This window comes from Mucilaginibacter sp. CAU 1740, from assembly GCF_039839285.1.
In the GTDB taxonomy this organism is placed as follows: Bacteria; Bacteroidota; Bacteroidia; order Sphingobacteriales; family Sphingobacteriaceae; genus Mucilaginibacter.
Genome location: NZ_JBDOQS010000005.1, coordinates 167,750 through 180,856 on the forward strand (window position 1 = coordinate 167,750; position 13,107 = coordinate 180,856).

A 13,107-nucleotide genomic window follows, 5' to 3' on the forward strand; every position below is an offset into this window, starting at 1 on the left:
TTGAGCAATCTGATTGATAATGCTATAAAATATGGCGGGGATAATGTAAATATCCAAATCGGGGTTGAGCCGTTATTCGCCGGATGGGCTTTATCCGTAACCGACGATGGCGTAGGGATATCAGCCAATCATTTACCTTATATATTTGATAAATTTTACCGCGTACAAGGCGGCGATGTACACGATGTAAAAGGCTATGGGCTTGGCTTGAGCTATGTTAAACAGTTGACTGAGGCTTTAAAAGGAACTATCAGCGTGCAAAGCAAAATAAACAAAGGCAGTACATTTACTATTCAATTCCCGCAATAATGGATAAGATAAAAGTTTTGCTGGTGGAAGATGAACCGGTGCTGGCCTCGATAGTAAGGGAATCGTTAGAAACGCGAGGCTTCGCTATCACTATTGCGGGGAATGGGGTTGAAGGCTGGGCAAGTTTCAATTTAAACAAACCCGATGTATGTGTGGTAGATGTAATGATGCCCCGAAAGGATGGTTTTTCGCTGGTACAGGATATCCGCCGTGTAGATGATCTGGTGCCCGTTATATTCCTTACCGCCCGCACCCAAACCGAAGATGTATTAAAAGGCTTTGAAATTGGTGCCGATGATTATATGAAGAAGCCTTTCAGCATGGAAGAGCTGATAGTGAGATTGAAAGCGCTCGTAAGAAGAAAAGGAGGCATGCGAATACCGGAAAATATCCAGGAAGAAATCAACATCGGCAAAAGCTTCTTCAATTATCAAAAGCTACAGTTTTATTGCGATGAAAATTCATGCAATTTATCACAGCGCGAAGCCGATCTGCTGCAATTGCTTATCCAGCATAAAAACCATCTCTTAGAAAGAAAAACGGCACTGATGAAGCTTTGGGGCGATGACAGCCCTTTTAATGCCCGCAGCATGGATGTATACATTACCCGGCTAAGAAAATTTATCAAAGGCGACCCTGCATTAGAAATTATTAACGTACGTGGGCATGGTTACAAGCTGTTGGAAAGTAAATAAGCATCTACAGTAACAAAAACTTACATTTGCCCCGTGGAAAACATGCAACCCAATCCGCAGGTATTAATTGATATTGTGCAAACCCGGATGCCGTACGGTAAATACAAAGGCACCATTATTGCCGATATCCCCATCAGTTATTTAGAGTGGATGGCCGGGAAAGGCTTTACCAAAGATAAAATGGGCATGTTGCTTTCAACTACATTCGAGATCAAGACAAATGGATTGAGCGAGATACTTTTTATGGTGAAGAAGCAGGTAGCTAAGGGCTCACAGCCCCCTAAAAGGGGAGCTTTTTAAGCATCTTTTTATTTTCCTCCCCCTTCAGGAGGCCCGGGGGCTCTATAGCCTGTTAAACCAGCCCTTTTTCCAAAACACAAAAACCTGTATAACCGCTATCAGTAACATAAATATGATAGCATAGATATAGCCATGATGCCAATAAAGTTCAGGCATATTATCTGGGATCAAGCGGCCTTTATCGTCCTGACGGGCAAAGTTCATCCCGTAAATACCGGCTATGAACGTGAGCGGGATGAAGATAACCGATATAATAGTAAGCACCTTCATGATCTCGTTCATACGGTTGCTTACCATAGATAGGTATAAGTCGATAATACTTGAAGTAACCTCCTTGTAGTTCTCTATCAGATCCATAGCCTGGATGCAATGGTCGTAGGCATCGCGTAAGTAAAGTTTTACTTCGGCAGTGATCAGCGGACTTTCTGACCGGATCATGTCATTGATCTTATCCCGCTCGGGCCAGCTGGCCCGCCTTACCACTATAAGCGTACGCTTCAATTGTTGGGCGTTAAACATGATGGTTTTATCGGCACTTAGGTAAAGTTTATCTTCAAGGGCATCCAAATGATCGCCAATCTCGGCCAATAAAACAAAGTAAGTGTCGATAATAGTATCGGTAAGCGCGTAGCACATATATCCCGGTCCGGCGGTGCGGATGGAGCCTTTTCCTGCTTTTAAGCGTGTTTTAACAGCTTCGAAACGTTCACTGTGATCTTCCTCAAAACTGATAATGATATTATCTTTTACAATAGCCGAAAACTGGCAATTGATGATCTCACCCTCGTTGTTTAACTGAACAATCCGGCTGGTGCAAAAAACGTAATCCTCGTACTCATCAAACTTTGGGCGCTGATGGGTATTGGCAATGTCTTCCAAAACCAACGAGTTGATGTTACAATGCTCGCCTATCTGTTCAATAAGCGCGGCATCGCCCAAACCGTTTATTTTGATCCAGTGGGTATGGTTATCACATTTGTTAAGCTGCTTTAAAACGGCTTTAATATCTTTGCCTTCGCAGGTTACCAGTTCGTCTTTATTATACGAGTAAACCGATATAATGGGCTTCAACGCATCTGGCGATACCCTGACCATACCCGGCCTGTCACCAACTTCGCCTGTACGCTTGTGTTTTTTGAAGCGTAACCGCTTCATATTTCCGTTCATCTACAAATAATTTATGGTTTGCGGCCCCTGGTTAAACAGCAGGTCGATAATGCTCAGGTTTTTCTTAAAGCCCTGGCGGTCTTCAAATACCTGGAAGTAAGGTTTCTGCTGCATTTCCGTTTCTTTTTTCGGATGAATAGAATGCCTAAAATCCTTCAGGTGGGGATAGTCGGCCTTGTACTCATCCGTAAATTTAACTTCTATTTTTATTTTGGTGAGCTTTAGCAGCAGGGATAAAAGCTCCTGGTTATAATCAAATAAAAACTCAAATTGTTTTTCGTAAAACGGCGCGAAATCGTTTTCATAATATTCAAAATAAGCCGAGCGACGGTAGCAAGCCTGCAGGCTTTGCCAATGCAAACGCTGCCACCTGAAATCGTAACTTATTTTTACATCTTTAACCGTAGTATGGTTCTTTGAGCCTTTTATTACCGGCACCACTAAGGCCAATACGCCATCGGGGGTATAGATATTAGCCCGGTTGCGGTAAGTTTGTTTAGGAAAATGCTCTTCTCTTTCTATCAGAATATCAGGCTTGTACGCGTTTAATTGCGTAAAATACTCCACCGGCGGAAGATAAAACATGGGTAACACAGCACCTTTTTCAATCATATATTTTATGTTTGTGTTCAAAATTGGTTAAAATAATGATAAAAAAGGGTCTTACTAAGTTAGGTATATTAATTTTATACCTTGTTTCGTTACTTCCCTTTTGGTTTTTATACATTTTATCCGATATCGCTTTCGTTATAATTTACTACATGGTGCATTACCGCCGCGATGTGGTACAGCAAAACCTCCGGAATGCCTTCCCCGAAAAATCAGATCAAGAGCGCCATGATATCGAACGAAAATATTACCGCTACCTTGCCGATTTGATGGTGGAAACCATTAAAATGATCACCGTATCTGAAAAGCAGATCCGAAAAAGGGTAGTAGCCAAAAATTCCGAACTGGTTTTTGAATATTTTGATAAGGGCAAAAGCATCATAGCTGTGGCAGGCCATTATTGTAACTGGGAAATGGCCGCACTCAATTTTAATTTTGTTACCGATAAACGGTTTATGATAGTTTATAAACCACTATCAAATGCCACGTTCAATGATTTTTTTATCGAGATCCGTTCGCGTTTTGGCGGACAGCCGGTGGCCATGAAGCAAACCCTGCGTAAAATGGTTGAGTATCGAAAGGAATTAACCGTAAGCGTACTGGTTGGTGATCAAACTCCGGTAATGCACGAGGTGAATTATTTTACCAACTTTTTAAACCAGCCAACAGCCGTATTTTTGGGCATTGAAAAAATTGCCAAAACAATTGACGCCGCTGTTGTTTTTTACGACATGAAACGCGTAAAAAGGGGATACTATGAATACACATTGATCCCGCTTACCGAAACACCAAAAGAAACTGCCGAACACGAAATAACAGACATGCACGTGCAATACCTTGAAAAGGTGATCAGGAGAGAGCCGCAATATTGGCTCTGGTCGCACAGGAGGTGGAAGTTTAAGCCGGAGGATTTACATAGATGACCCATACACCCAAAGTTGCTGTAGTTATTTTAAACTGGAACGGCCTAAAATATCTTAAACAATTTCTCCCTTCAGTTTTAGCATCTACCTGGCCTAACCTGGATATTGTGATGGGCGATAATGCGTCTTCCGATGAATCGGTTGCGTTTATGCGTGAAAACTATCCGTCGGTAAGGATCATCCAAAATGATAAAAACTATGGTTTTACAGGAGGCTACAACCGTGTATTGGCGCAGGTTGAGGCTGATTACTATATCCTGCTTAATTCGGATGTAGAGGTAACACCTAATTGGATCGAACCTGTTATCGAATTAATGGAAAGCGACAGCCTGATCGCGGCTGCTGCTCCTAAAATTCGTTCATACGCGCAAAAAGAATATTTTGAACATGCCGGTGCTGCCGGTGGGTTTATTGATAAGCATGGCTACCCATTTTGCCGTGGAAGGATTTTTTACGAACTGGAGAAAGATAACGGCCAATATGAAGAATCGGGAGAGGTATTCTGGGCTTCGGGCGCTTCATTGTTTATCAAAAAAGCTATCTGGGATGAATCAGGTGGCTTTGATGAAGGGTTCTTTGCCCATATGGAAGAGATCGACCTTTGCTGGCGATTGAAAAACATGGGCTATAAAGTGATGTACTGCGCGCAATCAACCATTTATCATGTTGGCGGCGGCACACTCAATGCTGAAAATCCTTTTAAAACTTACCTCAACTTCAGGAATAATCTGTTGCTTATTAAAAAGAACCTGCCATTTTGGAGGGCGTTCTACGTTATCAGTCTTCGTTTCATAATGGACCTGCTGGCCTTGCTACGCTTTTTAATGGAAGGAAAACGTAAAGATGCCTGGGCAGTGAGCCGTGCACACCAAAGCTTTGTTGTAAGCCTTTTTAAGAAGGCAAAAGGCGAAAGGGTAAAGCCGAAAGGTATTGCCGAGCCAAATACTAAAGGCATTTTCAGGGCCAGTATAGTTTGGGCTTTCTTTGTTAAAAAGAAAACCCGTTTTACTGATCTTGATCCTTCGGAGCTTTAGTTTGTTTTTTAGGCTTATCGTTTTCCGGTTTGGTTTCTGGCGATAGCGGGGCTTCTACTTTTATCGGCGGCATATCATCAGGCCAAACAATTTTTATATCTTTTGTGGCAGATGGGATGCCGATCCCTTCTTTACCGAACGCCTCGTGAATATTGACCAATACACGGCTTTTAAGCCCAAGCCAGGTATTGATATCCGCCGCCCAGAAAAATACCCTAAAATCAACTGAGCTTTCGCTAACGCCATTTACAAATACCGACGGTGCCGGTTCAGCCATAATACCCTCGTGGCTGCGCAACAGGTTTAACAGGATGTCTTTTACCTTTTCAATATCTGATCCATAGGCCGTGCTTACCAATAGTTCAACCCGGCGGTTGTTATTGCTTAACGTCCAGTTGATTACGTGGTGGGATATCAAATCGCCGTTGGGGATGATCACTTCAGCACCATCAGATGTGGCTATTTTACTGGCACGGATGCCGATATCCATTATGGTACCCGAACGGCTATCTACCTCAATAATATCACCTACCTGTATAGGCTTTTCAAAAGCAAGGATCAAGCCTGAAACCAGGTTGTTTACAATATTCTGCAAACCGAAACCGATACCAATACCAAACGCGGAAATTATAATGGTGATCTTATCAATAGGTACGCCTGAAGCGGCCACCGCTAAAAAGAAACCTAAAGCGATCACACCAATGCGGATAAGCAGGGTAGAGGTACGGTTCTTTTTCTTGGCTACATCAATATCATTGGCATGCTTGGCCGACACATCATAAAGGTAGCTTATGATTTTTGATGCGATAGAGGATAACCAAATCACCGCCACAAATATGATCACGCTTTGAAAGGTGAATTGCGTATTGGTACCGCCAATGCTTCGGCTTTTGGTAAGGAAATCTCCCAGGAAATCAAAAACAGTATCTTCAATGCTGAGGTTTTGGGTAAGCATCACCAGCCATAACAACGCGGCCAAAACACTTAGCACACTCCTGAATTTGTTTTGAAGTAATTTGTAATCAATGTATGATGTAAGGTTATTACTGTTTTTACCCGCCTCCAGCTGAAGAAATAACGCTTCCATCACCATATGTACAATGTAATACATAGCCAATGCCAGCCATAAGTTATATACTGTAGTTACCCCGATTATTTTAGCCAGACTTACCCGCCCAAAAACATTGCATAAAAACGATATAGCCTGCATAAATATGAAGGCTTTAAGTATAAGGCCTGTATATGGCAGGTAATCATCTTTAGCTTTACGCACTTTTTGTAAAAACATAAAGCTTATTACAGATGCCGCAAGCGACAGAACAAGAATAGTAACCCTATCAATATTGGTAACCTGGATATACAGGTTGCTGAAACTATAAACAAACGTAATAACAAAAATAGCTGCCATGTACCTGAACATGGTAGCGGGGCAAACTTTGTTGATCACGTAAAGTATAGCCAGCATCAACACTCCAAAAAATGTTTCGAGCACAACTACCGGCGGGTGATCGTAAAAATTAGGCAGTAAGGTAAACGTGATTATTAATGACGATGCGAAAGGATGGTTTACCACATAACTCGCCTGGCTCAAAACATCATCGGCCGATTCATTGTCGCGCAATATCCGGCGCCTACTGGCACGTACCCAGGCAAAAAAGGCAAACAATAAAACAAGGCCCGATATATGGATTAGCACATCGCGGCCTATAAAAAAGCTGAACAACTTAATGTTCATATCGGTGGTCGCTTTGGTGGCCGTACCGAAATCATTCCCCTCATCGGCCTCCATGGCCCAGATATTATTATACTCTTGTGAAATGGCCCGTTCGCTGAAATCCCTGATCTTTGAATCGATCTGATCTTTCATATCGAGCACAGAAATGTAAACCGCCGAAACACGGTTTTGCAGCAAACCAACTTTTACAGTCACCTTTTTATTGGTGGTATCCAGGCGATGGTATTTGCTATCGATAGCTATTTTTTGGATAAGATAAGTTGTAGCCAGGGAGCTATCGGCCGGGAGGATCTTCAGAACACTATCTTTAGATATGGCGTCGAGGTCATTTTGGTTTTGAACCAGTTTGGTGTTTATATCGGCCAGTTGTTCCTGCCAGATATCCAGTTGGTCGTCACTACGGGTAAGGATATCGCGAATGGTGTACAGATATCGCAGCGTGCTCGATTTATCGTTATCTATAAGCGATTTGATAAGCGTTATCCGCTTTTCGTACTGCGGTAGTTTGGTACTAATATCAACAGTATCCAGTTTTTTTGAAAGGTTTGCCTTGATCTGGTTAAATGCCGAAGTATAATATTCAACCTTTTGCAGCAGGTTATTTACAGATGTATCCGAACGTTTAAGCGAGCGCATCACCGAATCGCGGGCGAGGATGGCAGCCCGTAGCGAGTCGCGCACAGAATGTGTTTTTTTCTTTTTTGTTTGTGCCGATGAATCTATACTAAGCAACATCGAAAAAAACAACACGCTAAACGCGGCAACTCTGAATATTTTGTTCATCTGTAGATAAAGCTGAAAGCAACCAATTAACACCGTAACCGGCAAACCGTTTTTATTTTTTTGGATTTAGATTGATTTTTTTGATTTCACTGATTGACAGTCGGCCGTATATTTAATGAACGGGCATTAATGAAATTTTCTTATCGGTGTAATCAAGAAAATCAATGAAATCATAAAATAAAATGTTCGAGCGCCAAACGGTAACTATCCATCCCAAAACCAGCAATAACACCTTTGCAATTAGCCGCGATCATTGATTTATGCCTAAACTCCTCACGCTTATGCACGTTGGAGATATGCACCTCAATAACGGGTGTATTGATAGCGGCAATAGCATCGGCTATAGCAATGGAAGTATGGGTGTACGCGCCGGCATTCATCACAATACCATCATAACTAAAACCAATTTCATGCAGTTTATTTATAATTTCGCCTTCGATATTACTTTGGTAATAATCAATACTGATGTTGGCAAAACGGGCACGAAGGGTTTCAAGATAGGTTTCAAAACTGGCATCGCCATAGATTGACTTTTCGCGAACACCTAACAGGTTCAAATTGGGGCCGTTGATAATTTGTATCTTCATCAGTTCAAACTTAGCTATAAATCATCAAAAATAAATCAATTTGGATTGGCGTTCGGCAATAAAAGGTTTCCAGGCATATCTCAGGTTAGAGAAATCGATGTCGGCTAATTCGGTTGAGGCTTATAGCCGGGATATTGAAAAGCTGTTTCAGTTTGCTGAATCGCGCGAGATTAAATTAAAACCGCAGACCATCACCCTAAGCAACCTGCGCGATTTTATCACCTGGGTGGTTGAGATAGGTATGATTCCATCATCGCAGGCCCGTATCCTGTCTGGCATCAAAGCTTTTTTTAGGTACCTGTTGATGGAAGAACTGATCAGCATAGATCCCTCCGAACTGCTTGAAGCACCCAAGATAAGGCGTACACTGCCGGATACATTGAGCTTCCACGAGATCAATAAGATCATAGCAGCAATCGATCTATCCAAACCCGAAGGTCCGCGTAATAAAGCGATATTTGAAACCATGTACGGCTCTGGCCTCCGCGTATCTGAAGCCGTAGATCTGAAGCTGTCCAACCTGTACCTCGATATCGAATTTATTAAAGTAACCGGCAAGGGGAACAAAGAGCGCCTGGTGCCAATCGGTTCGGAGGCTATTAAAGCGCTGAAAATTTGGATCGAGCAATCGAGGGTACATACCCCGATAAAGAAGGGGGAAGAGGACTATGTTTTTTTAAACAGGCGTGGAGCGAGACTTACCCGGCAAATGATTTTTATTACGTTGAAAAGCCTTGCAGTTACTGTTGGCATTCAAAAAAAAATAAGTCCGCATACCTTAAGGCATTCTTTCGCTACACACCTGGTTGAAGGCGGAGCAGATCTGCGCGCCGTTCAGGAAATGTTGGGCCATGAAAGTATTACTACTACCGAGATCTACACGCATTTGGATAGAGAGTATTTGAAGAGTACGATAAGCCAGTTTCATCCAAGGAGTTAATACAATTACATCAATATGAAATTTACAGGGGATAAATACCTCGATTACTATATCCAAAAAACACGTACCGAGTTAATATGGTACCTAATTGGATCAGCGCTTGTGTTTCCGCTTATTGTTGCAGGCTTTTACTATAAAACAGATTCGGCTACGATGCTCATTGTAAATATTACTATAGTGCTGTTGTTTTTTGTGTTTCTTGTCCGATCATTGATTGTTTCCGCGGGCCGGTCGATCAATACAATTGTTAGCGATGTAGAAATTTCGGAAAAGATAATTTTAACTACTTATCCCTACAGATTCTTATTTTATAAAGTTGATGCCGCAGTATTTACCCTGACAAGAGATAGCTTAAAAATAGAGGAAACTAAATTCCCTTACAACGCATCTAATTTGCCCAAAACAAAAACATGGCGTTTAGAAACTGATGCGAGCGAAATATACGTTGTTTATGAATCCTTTCCAGATGAGCTGAAGGCCGAATTTATGATATTAAACACCTGATCATCCTATCCCTGCCGCTCATATCTTTGCGCAGTTCGATATTCTTAAAGTCCTTATCAGTAAGCAATTGAACAGTTTCCTTACCAAACCCTTCGTTGATCTCAAAAAACAATTGCCCTTCGGGATTTAAATTATCTAATGCAAACTCCGCTATCGCTCGGTAAAATAACAATGGATCATGCTCCGGCACAAACAAGGCTGTATGCGGTTCAAAATCAGTTACATTGGTATGCATCTGCTTTTTATCCTCCAATGTAACATATGGCGGGTTGCTCACGATGATATCAGATTTTGGAATTTGTATTTCGGATTTTATACTTAGGATATCAGCCTCAATAAAATTAACCTCTACATTATTCAATTCAGCGTTACCTTTGGCCGTTTCCAATGCTCCTTTCGAAATATCGATTGCAGATACATTAGCCTCAGACAAATTCTTTTTCAGGCTGATAGCGATACAACCACTACCGGTACCTATATCCAATATTTGCATCTTCAATTGATCACTGTCAACTGCAAACTGCCTATTGCCAACTGTCGAAAGTACCCATTCCACCAACTCCTCCGTTTCGGGGCGGGGGATAAGCACATAACGATTAACTTTAAATGGCAGGCCGTAAAATTCGGTTATGCCGAAAATATACTGGATCGGCTTGCCGGTTTTTAGTTCGGCTACAACATTATTCGCGCTTTCTGCCTGTTCTTCGCTCAATACTCTTTCAGGAAATGCCTTGATAGACGCGTTCGACATACCGGTAATTTCGGAAATAGCCAGCAGCGTAATAGCTTCAATCTCATTGGCATCGTACACGCCGTTTATCTGCTTACGGTAATCTTCAAAAACATCCTTAATAGTGATCATGCAACAAAGTAACATAAAAGCTACTTTTGCAGCATGGTTGAACATGAAAAATATATGCGCCGCTGTTTTGAGCTTGCCCAATTAGGTGCAGGTTATGTTAGTCCTAACCCAATGGTTGGCGCTGTAGTAGTGCATGAGGGTAAAATAATAGGCGAGGGATATCACCAAAAATATGGCCAGGCCCATGCCGAAGTAAACGCCATTGCCCAAGTTACCGAACGTTTTGATAACCATGCCGAGCTGCTTAAAAACTCAACCATATATGTTTCGTTAGAGCCCTGCGCGCATTACGGCAAAACACCGCCTTGTGCCGATCTGATCATTAAACACCAGATCCCTAAAGTAGTTGTTGGCTGTCGCGATCCGTTTGCGCAGGTTGATGGTAAAGGGATTGAAAAACTATTATACGCCGGCATTGAAGTGATAACAGGAGTTTTGGAAGATGAATGCCGCTGGCTCAATCGTCGTTTTTTTACCAAAGTGCAAAAACATCGCCCATATATTATATTGAAATGGGCGCAAACACAGGATGGCTTTTTTGCCCCTGCCGATGGTAGCCAGTTTTGGATCACCGGCGAAGAATCTCGCAAACTTGTACATAAATGGCGTAGCGAGGAAGATGCCTTACTGGTAGGTAAAAACACCGTACTGGCTGATAACCCTCAACTAAATACGCGTTACTGGGATGGCCCGTCACCAAAACGGGTAGTGATCGATCGTCGACTTGAGTTAGATAAAGGATTGAATATATTCGATAACTCGGCCGAAACGTTGATATTTAACGAGGTTAAATTTGATGTAGAGGGCAACAATAAATATATAGCGCTTGAAGATTTTGAGCGTTTTGTGCCTCAATACATTTTATACCAGTTATACTTGCAGGATATTCAATCAGTTATTATTGAGGGCGGGGCACATACCCTCAACTCATTTATCGAAGCCGGACTGTGGGATGAAGCCCGTGTATTTACGGGTGATAAAATTTTAACCACAGGTATAAAAGCACCGCAAATAACCGGTATAATTGCAACCCGGGAAGCTGTAGGCGCTGATAGCCTGCAATTGTTTTATAATAAACCTGCTGTATAAATGCTGTTCGTTTTTTTAAGTATCTGCTGTAGTGTAATCGTATCCATTTTGCTAAAACTGGCCAAACGATATCACATCGATGTTTACCAGGCCATAACCTGGAATTACTCGATGGCGATACTGCTTACCTGGATATTTTACAAACCCGAATTAGCCGCTTTGAAAACCGCGCCGGTGTATAGCTACACCGCTTTAGGCGTGCTGTTCCCTTCTTTATTTGTTATTATGGCAACATCGGTACGAAAGGCCGGTATTGTGCGAACAGACATTGCGCAGCGGCTCTCGCTGTTTATCCCGATACTTGCCGCGTTTTTAATATTTGGCGAAGCTACCGGCGCTGTAAAAGCGATAGGTATTGTGCTGGCCTTCATAGCCATCATTTGTTCTATACCATGGCAACAATCCGGTAGCAAAACCGAAAGTGGGGCATGGGGCTATTTGCTTATTGTGTTTTTAGGCTTCGGGGTTATTGATGTGTTGCTTAAACAGCTCACCAAGGTTAATAACGTACCTTTTACTACAGCTATATTTGCCATTTTTATCATCGCTTTTACGCTCACGTTTATCGGACTGATTTACCAGGTGGCTACAAAAAAAATGAAGTTTTCATGGCCTCATATCCTTATAGGTTGGATCTTGGGCGCGGCCAATTTCGGGAACATTCTATTTTACCTGAAAGCCCATAAAGCCTTGTCAAACAATCCCTCAACAGTGTTTTCATCCGTTAATATCGGTGTTATTATACTTGGTGCTTTAATAGGCATCCTTATTTTTAAAGAGAAACTAAGCTTACTTAATAAAATAGGCATCGGCGTAGCTGTACTGGCTATCGTTATTATTTATTTCCCGCAAACGCTGAGTTTTTTGCACCTGTAATTGTTTTTAATGCTTTTTGACGATACTTATAAAACTATAGAAAAACCTGCCGAAGGCATTTTTCGGGACCGTGGCAGCAAGTTTTTAGCTTACGCTTATCCCATCAATTCTGAAAACGATATTAAGGGAATTGTTGCCCAGCTGAAAGCCGAACATCCCAAAGCCAACCACCATTGCTGGGCCATGCGCTTAACTATCGACAGATCCGTTTTTAGGGTGAATGATGATGGCGAACCATCAGGTACGGCGGGAAGGCCTATTCTGAATACCCTGTTATCAAAAGATCTTACCAATATTCTGGTGGTGGTAGTGCGTTATTTTGGCGGAACATTGCTTGGCGTTCCCGGCTTAATTAATGCGTATAAAGTTGCTACCGAAGAAGCATTGAACCAGGCGGTTGTCATCAGCAAAACGGTTAATGATGTTTATACTGCATCCTTCGAGTATTTGCAGATGAACGATGTGATGCGGGTAATTAAAGAAGAAAATATTTTGATCCTCAACCAGCAGTTTGACAATGACTGCAGTATTCAGCTCTCCATCCGTAAAACACAGGTTGAGCAGGCGCTATTTAAACTGGGTAAAGTGAATGGTGTAAAAGTGAAATACGATTATAGTCTCTAACAGTAGCTTAACCTCTTTTTGCTTCGTTTTTATGCCGATTTAATTCCTCAATTGTAAGGTAATTGTTTTA

At 42.0% G+C, this 13,107-nt stretch carries 15 protein-coding genes; 10 read left to right on the forward strand and 5 right to left on the reverse strand.

All coding sequences use genetic code 11. The features are described 5' to 3' along the window. The 3 genes from AAFN85_RS13095 to AAFN85_RS13105 are packed head-to-tail and all read left to right on the forward strand — an operon-like array spanning position 1 to position 1,304. Positions 1-309 (forward strand): sensor histidine kinase, encoded by a 309-nt coding sequence (locus AAFN85_RS13095; RefSeq protein ID WP_347527800.1) that lies wholly within the window; start codon positions 1-3, stop codon positions 307-309. Continuing rightward, a complete protein-coding gene (locus tag AAFN85_RS13100; protein ID WP_347527801.1) occupies positions 309-1,004 on the forward strand; it encodes a response regulator transcription factor in 696 nt (231 codons plus the stop codon). The genes AAFN85_RS13095 and AAFN85_RS13100 overlap by 1 nt, the downstream gene beginning before the upstream one ends. A 42-nt stretch (positions 1,005-1,046) precedes the next feature. Continuing rightward, complete coding sequence (locus AAFN85_RS13105; RefSeq protein ID WP_347528080.1) at positions 1,047-1,304, forward strand: DUF3820 family protein; 258 nt, start codon at positions 1,047-1,049, stop codon at positions 1,302-1,304. 42 nt (positions 1,305-1,346) lie between these two features. Here the strand turns inward: AAFN85_RS13105 and corA are convergent, their stop codons facing one another. Further along, on the reverse strand, positions 1,347-2,471 hold the full coding sequence (corA, locus tag AAFN85_RS13110) for a magnesium/cobalt transporter CorA (protein WP_347527802.1): 1,125 nt from the start codon (positions 2,469-2,471) through the stop codon (positions 1,347-1,349). Then, the gene (locus tag AAFN85_RS13115; protein ID WP_347527803.1) at positions 2,472-3,104 is read right to left on the reverse strand and encodes a WbqC family protein; all 633 of its coding nucleotides are present in this window, start codon (positions 3,102-3,104) and stop codon (positions 2,472-2,474) included. A 14-nt stretch (positions 3,105-3,118) separates the two neighbouring features. Here AAFN85_RS13115 and AAFN85_RS13120 point away from each other — a divergent pair, with 14 nt between their 5' ends. Together AAFN85_RS13120 and AAFN85_RS13125 are read left to right on the forward strand one after the other, a co-directional pair. Continuing rightward, positions 3,119-4,003: a lysophospholipid acyltransferase family protein gene (locus tag AAFN85_RS13120; RefSeq protein WP_347527804.1), complete on the forward strand. Its 885-nt coding sequence runs from the start codon at positions 3,119-3,121 to the stop codon at positions 4,001-4,003. Beyond that, a complete protein-coding gene (locus AAFN85_RS13125; RefSeq protein WP_347527805.1) occupies positions 4,000-5,037 on the forward strand; it encodes a glycosyltransferase family 2 protein in 1,038 nt (345 codons plus the stop codon). The genes AAFN85_RS13120 and AAFN85_RS13125 overlap by 4 nt, the downstream gene beginning before the upstream one ends. On the opposite strand, the gene AAFN85_RS13130 is transcribed toward AAFN85_RS13125, so the two are convergent. Continuing rightward, entirely contained in the window at positions 5,009-7,555 is a 2,547-nt protein-coding gene (locus tag AAFN85_RS13130) for a mechanosensitive ion channel domain-containing protein (protein WP_347527806.1), read from the reverse strand. The genes AAFN85_RS13125 and AAFN85_RS13130 overlap by 29 nt on opposite strands. A 170-nt stretch (positions 7,556-7,725) precedes the next feature. After that, complete coding sequence (gene aroQ, locus AAFN85_RS13135; RefSeq protein WP_347527808.1) at positions 7,726-8,142, reverse strand: type II 3-dehydroquinate dehydratase; 417 nt, start codon at positions 8,140-8,142, stop codon at positions 7,726-7,728. Positions 8,143-8,182: 40 nt separating this feature from the next. Here aroQ and xerD point away from each other — a divergent pair, with 40 nt between their 5' ends. Further along, positions 8,183-9,082 carry a site-specific tyrosine recombinase XerD gene (xerD, locus tag AAFN85_RS13140; protein ID WP_347527809.1) on the forward strand — a complete coding sequence of 300 codons (900 nt, stop codon included), beginning with the start codon at positions 8,183-8,185 and terminating at the stop codon, positions 9,080-9,082. A 15-nt stretch (positions 9,083-9,097) separates the two neighbouring features. Further along, positions 9,098-9,586 carry a hypothetical protein gene (locus AAFN85_RS13145; RefSeq protein WP_347527810.1) on the forward strand — a complete coding sequence of 163 codons (489 nt, stop codon included), beginning with the start codon at positions 9,098-9,100 and terminating at the stop codon, positions 9,584-9,586. Here AAFN85_RS13145 and prmC read toward each other — a convergent pair. Further along, on the reverse strand, positions 9,567-10,448 hold the full coding sequence (prmC, locus tag AAFN85_RS13150) for a peptide chain release factor N(5)-glutamine methyltransferase (protein ID WP_347527812.1): 882 nt from the start codon (positions 10,446-10,448) through the stop codon (positions 9,567-9,569). The genes AAFN85_RS13145 and prmC overlap by 20 nt on opposite strands. Positions 10,449-10,481: 33 nt before the next feature. Between prmC and ribD the strand changes: the two genes are divergently transcribed. From ribD to AAFN85_RS13165, 3 genes are read left to right on the forward strand one after another with little or no spacing between them, the layout of a single operon-like run. Beyond that, on the forward strand, positions 10,482-11,537 hold the full coding sequence (ribD, locus tag AAFN85_RS13155; RefSeq protein ID WP_347527814.1) for a bifunctional diaminohydroxyphosphoribosylaminopyrimidine deaminase/5-amino-6-(5-phosphoribosylamino)uracil reductase RibD: 1,056 nt from the start codon (positions 10,482-10,484) through the stop codon (positions 11,535-11,537). After that, positions 11,538-12,413 (forward strand): DMT family transporter, encoded by an 876-nt coding sequence (locus AAFN85_RS13160; RefSeq protein WP_347527816.1) that lies wholly within the window; start codon positions 11,538-11,540, stop codon positions 12,411-12,413. A 9-nt stretch (positions 12,414-12,422) separates the two neighbouring features. Further along, positions 12,423-13,037: a YigZ family protein gene (locus tag AAFN85_RS13165; RefSeq protein ID WP_347527817.1), complete on the forward strand. Its 615-nt coding sequence runs from the start codon at positions 12,423-12,425 to the stop codon at positions 13,035-13,037. The last annotated feature ends 70 nt before the right edge of the window (positions 13,038-13,107 follow it).

Excerpts from the sequence above, each read along its gene's own strand:
- AAFN85_RS13145 (WP_347527810.1), top strand. The coding sequence starts at position 9,098 with ATGAAATTTACAGGGGATAAATACCTCGATTACTATATCCAAAAAACA.
- AAFN85_RS13125 (WP_347527805.1), top strand. The coding sequence starts at position 4,000 with ATGACCCATACACCCAAAGTTGCTGTAGTTATTTTAAACTGGAACGGC.
- ribD (WP_347527814.1), top strand. The coding sequence starts at position 10,482 with ATGGTTGAACATGAAAAATATATGCGCCGCTGTTTTGAGCTTGCCCAA.
- AAFN85_RS13165 (WP_347527817.1), top strand. The coding sequence starts at position 12,423 with ATGCTTTTTGACGATACTTATAAAACTATAGAAAAACCTGCCGAAGGC.
- prmC (WP_347527812.1), bottom strand. The coding sequence starts at position 10,448 with ATGATCACTATTAAGGATGTTTTTGAAGATTACCGTAAGCAGATAAAC.
- aroQ (WP_347527808.1), bottom strand. The coding sequence starts at position 8,142 with ATGAAGATACAAATTATCAACGGCCCCAATTTGAACCTGTTAGGTGTT.
- AAFN85_RS13130 (WP_347527806.1), bottom strand. The coding sequence starts at position 7,555 with ATGAACAAAATATTCAGAGTTGCCGCGTTTAGCGTGTTGTTTTTTTCG.
- AAFN85_RS13100 (WP_347527801.1), top strand. The coding sequence starts at position 309 with ATGGATAAGATAAAAGTTTTGCTGGTGGAAGATGAACCGGTGCTGGCC.
- AAFN85_RS13105 (WP_347528080.1), top strand. The coding sequence starts at position 1,047 with ATGCAACCCAATCCGCAGGTATTAATTGATATTGTGCAAACCCGGATG.
- corA (WP_347527802.1), bottom strand. The coding sequence starts at position 2,471 with ATGAACGGAAATATGAAGCGGTTACGCTTCAAAAAACACAAGCGTACA.
- AAFN85_RS13120 (WP_347527804.1), top strand. The coding sequence starts at position 3,119 with ATGATAAAAAAGGGTCTTACTAAGTTAGGTATATTAATTTTATACCTT.
- AAFN85_RS13160 (WP_347527816.1), top strand. The coding sequence starts at position 11,538 with ATGCTGTTCGTTTTTTTAAGTATCTGCTGTAGTGTAATCGTATCCATT.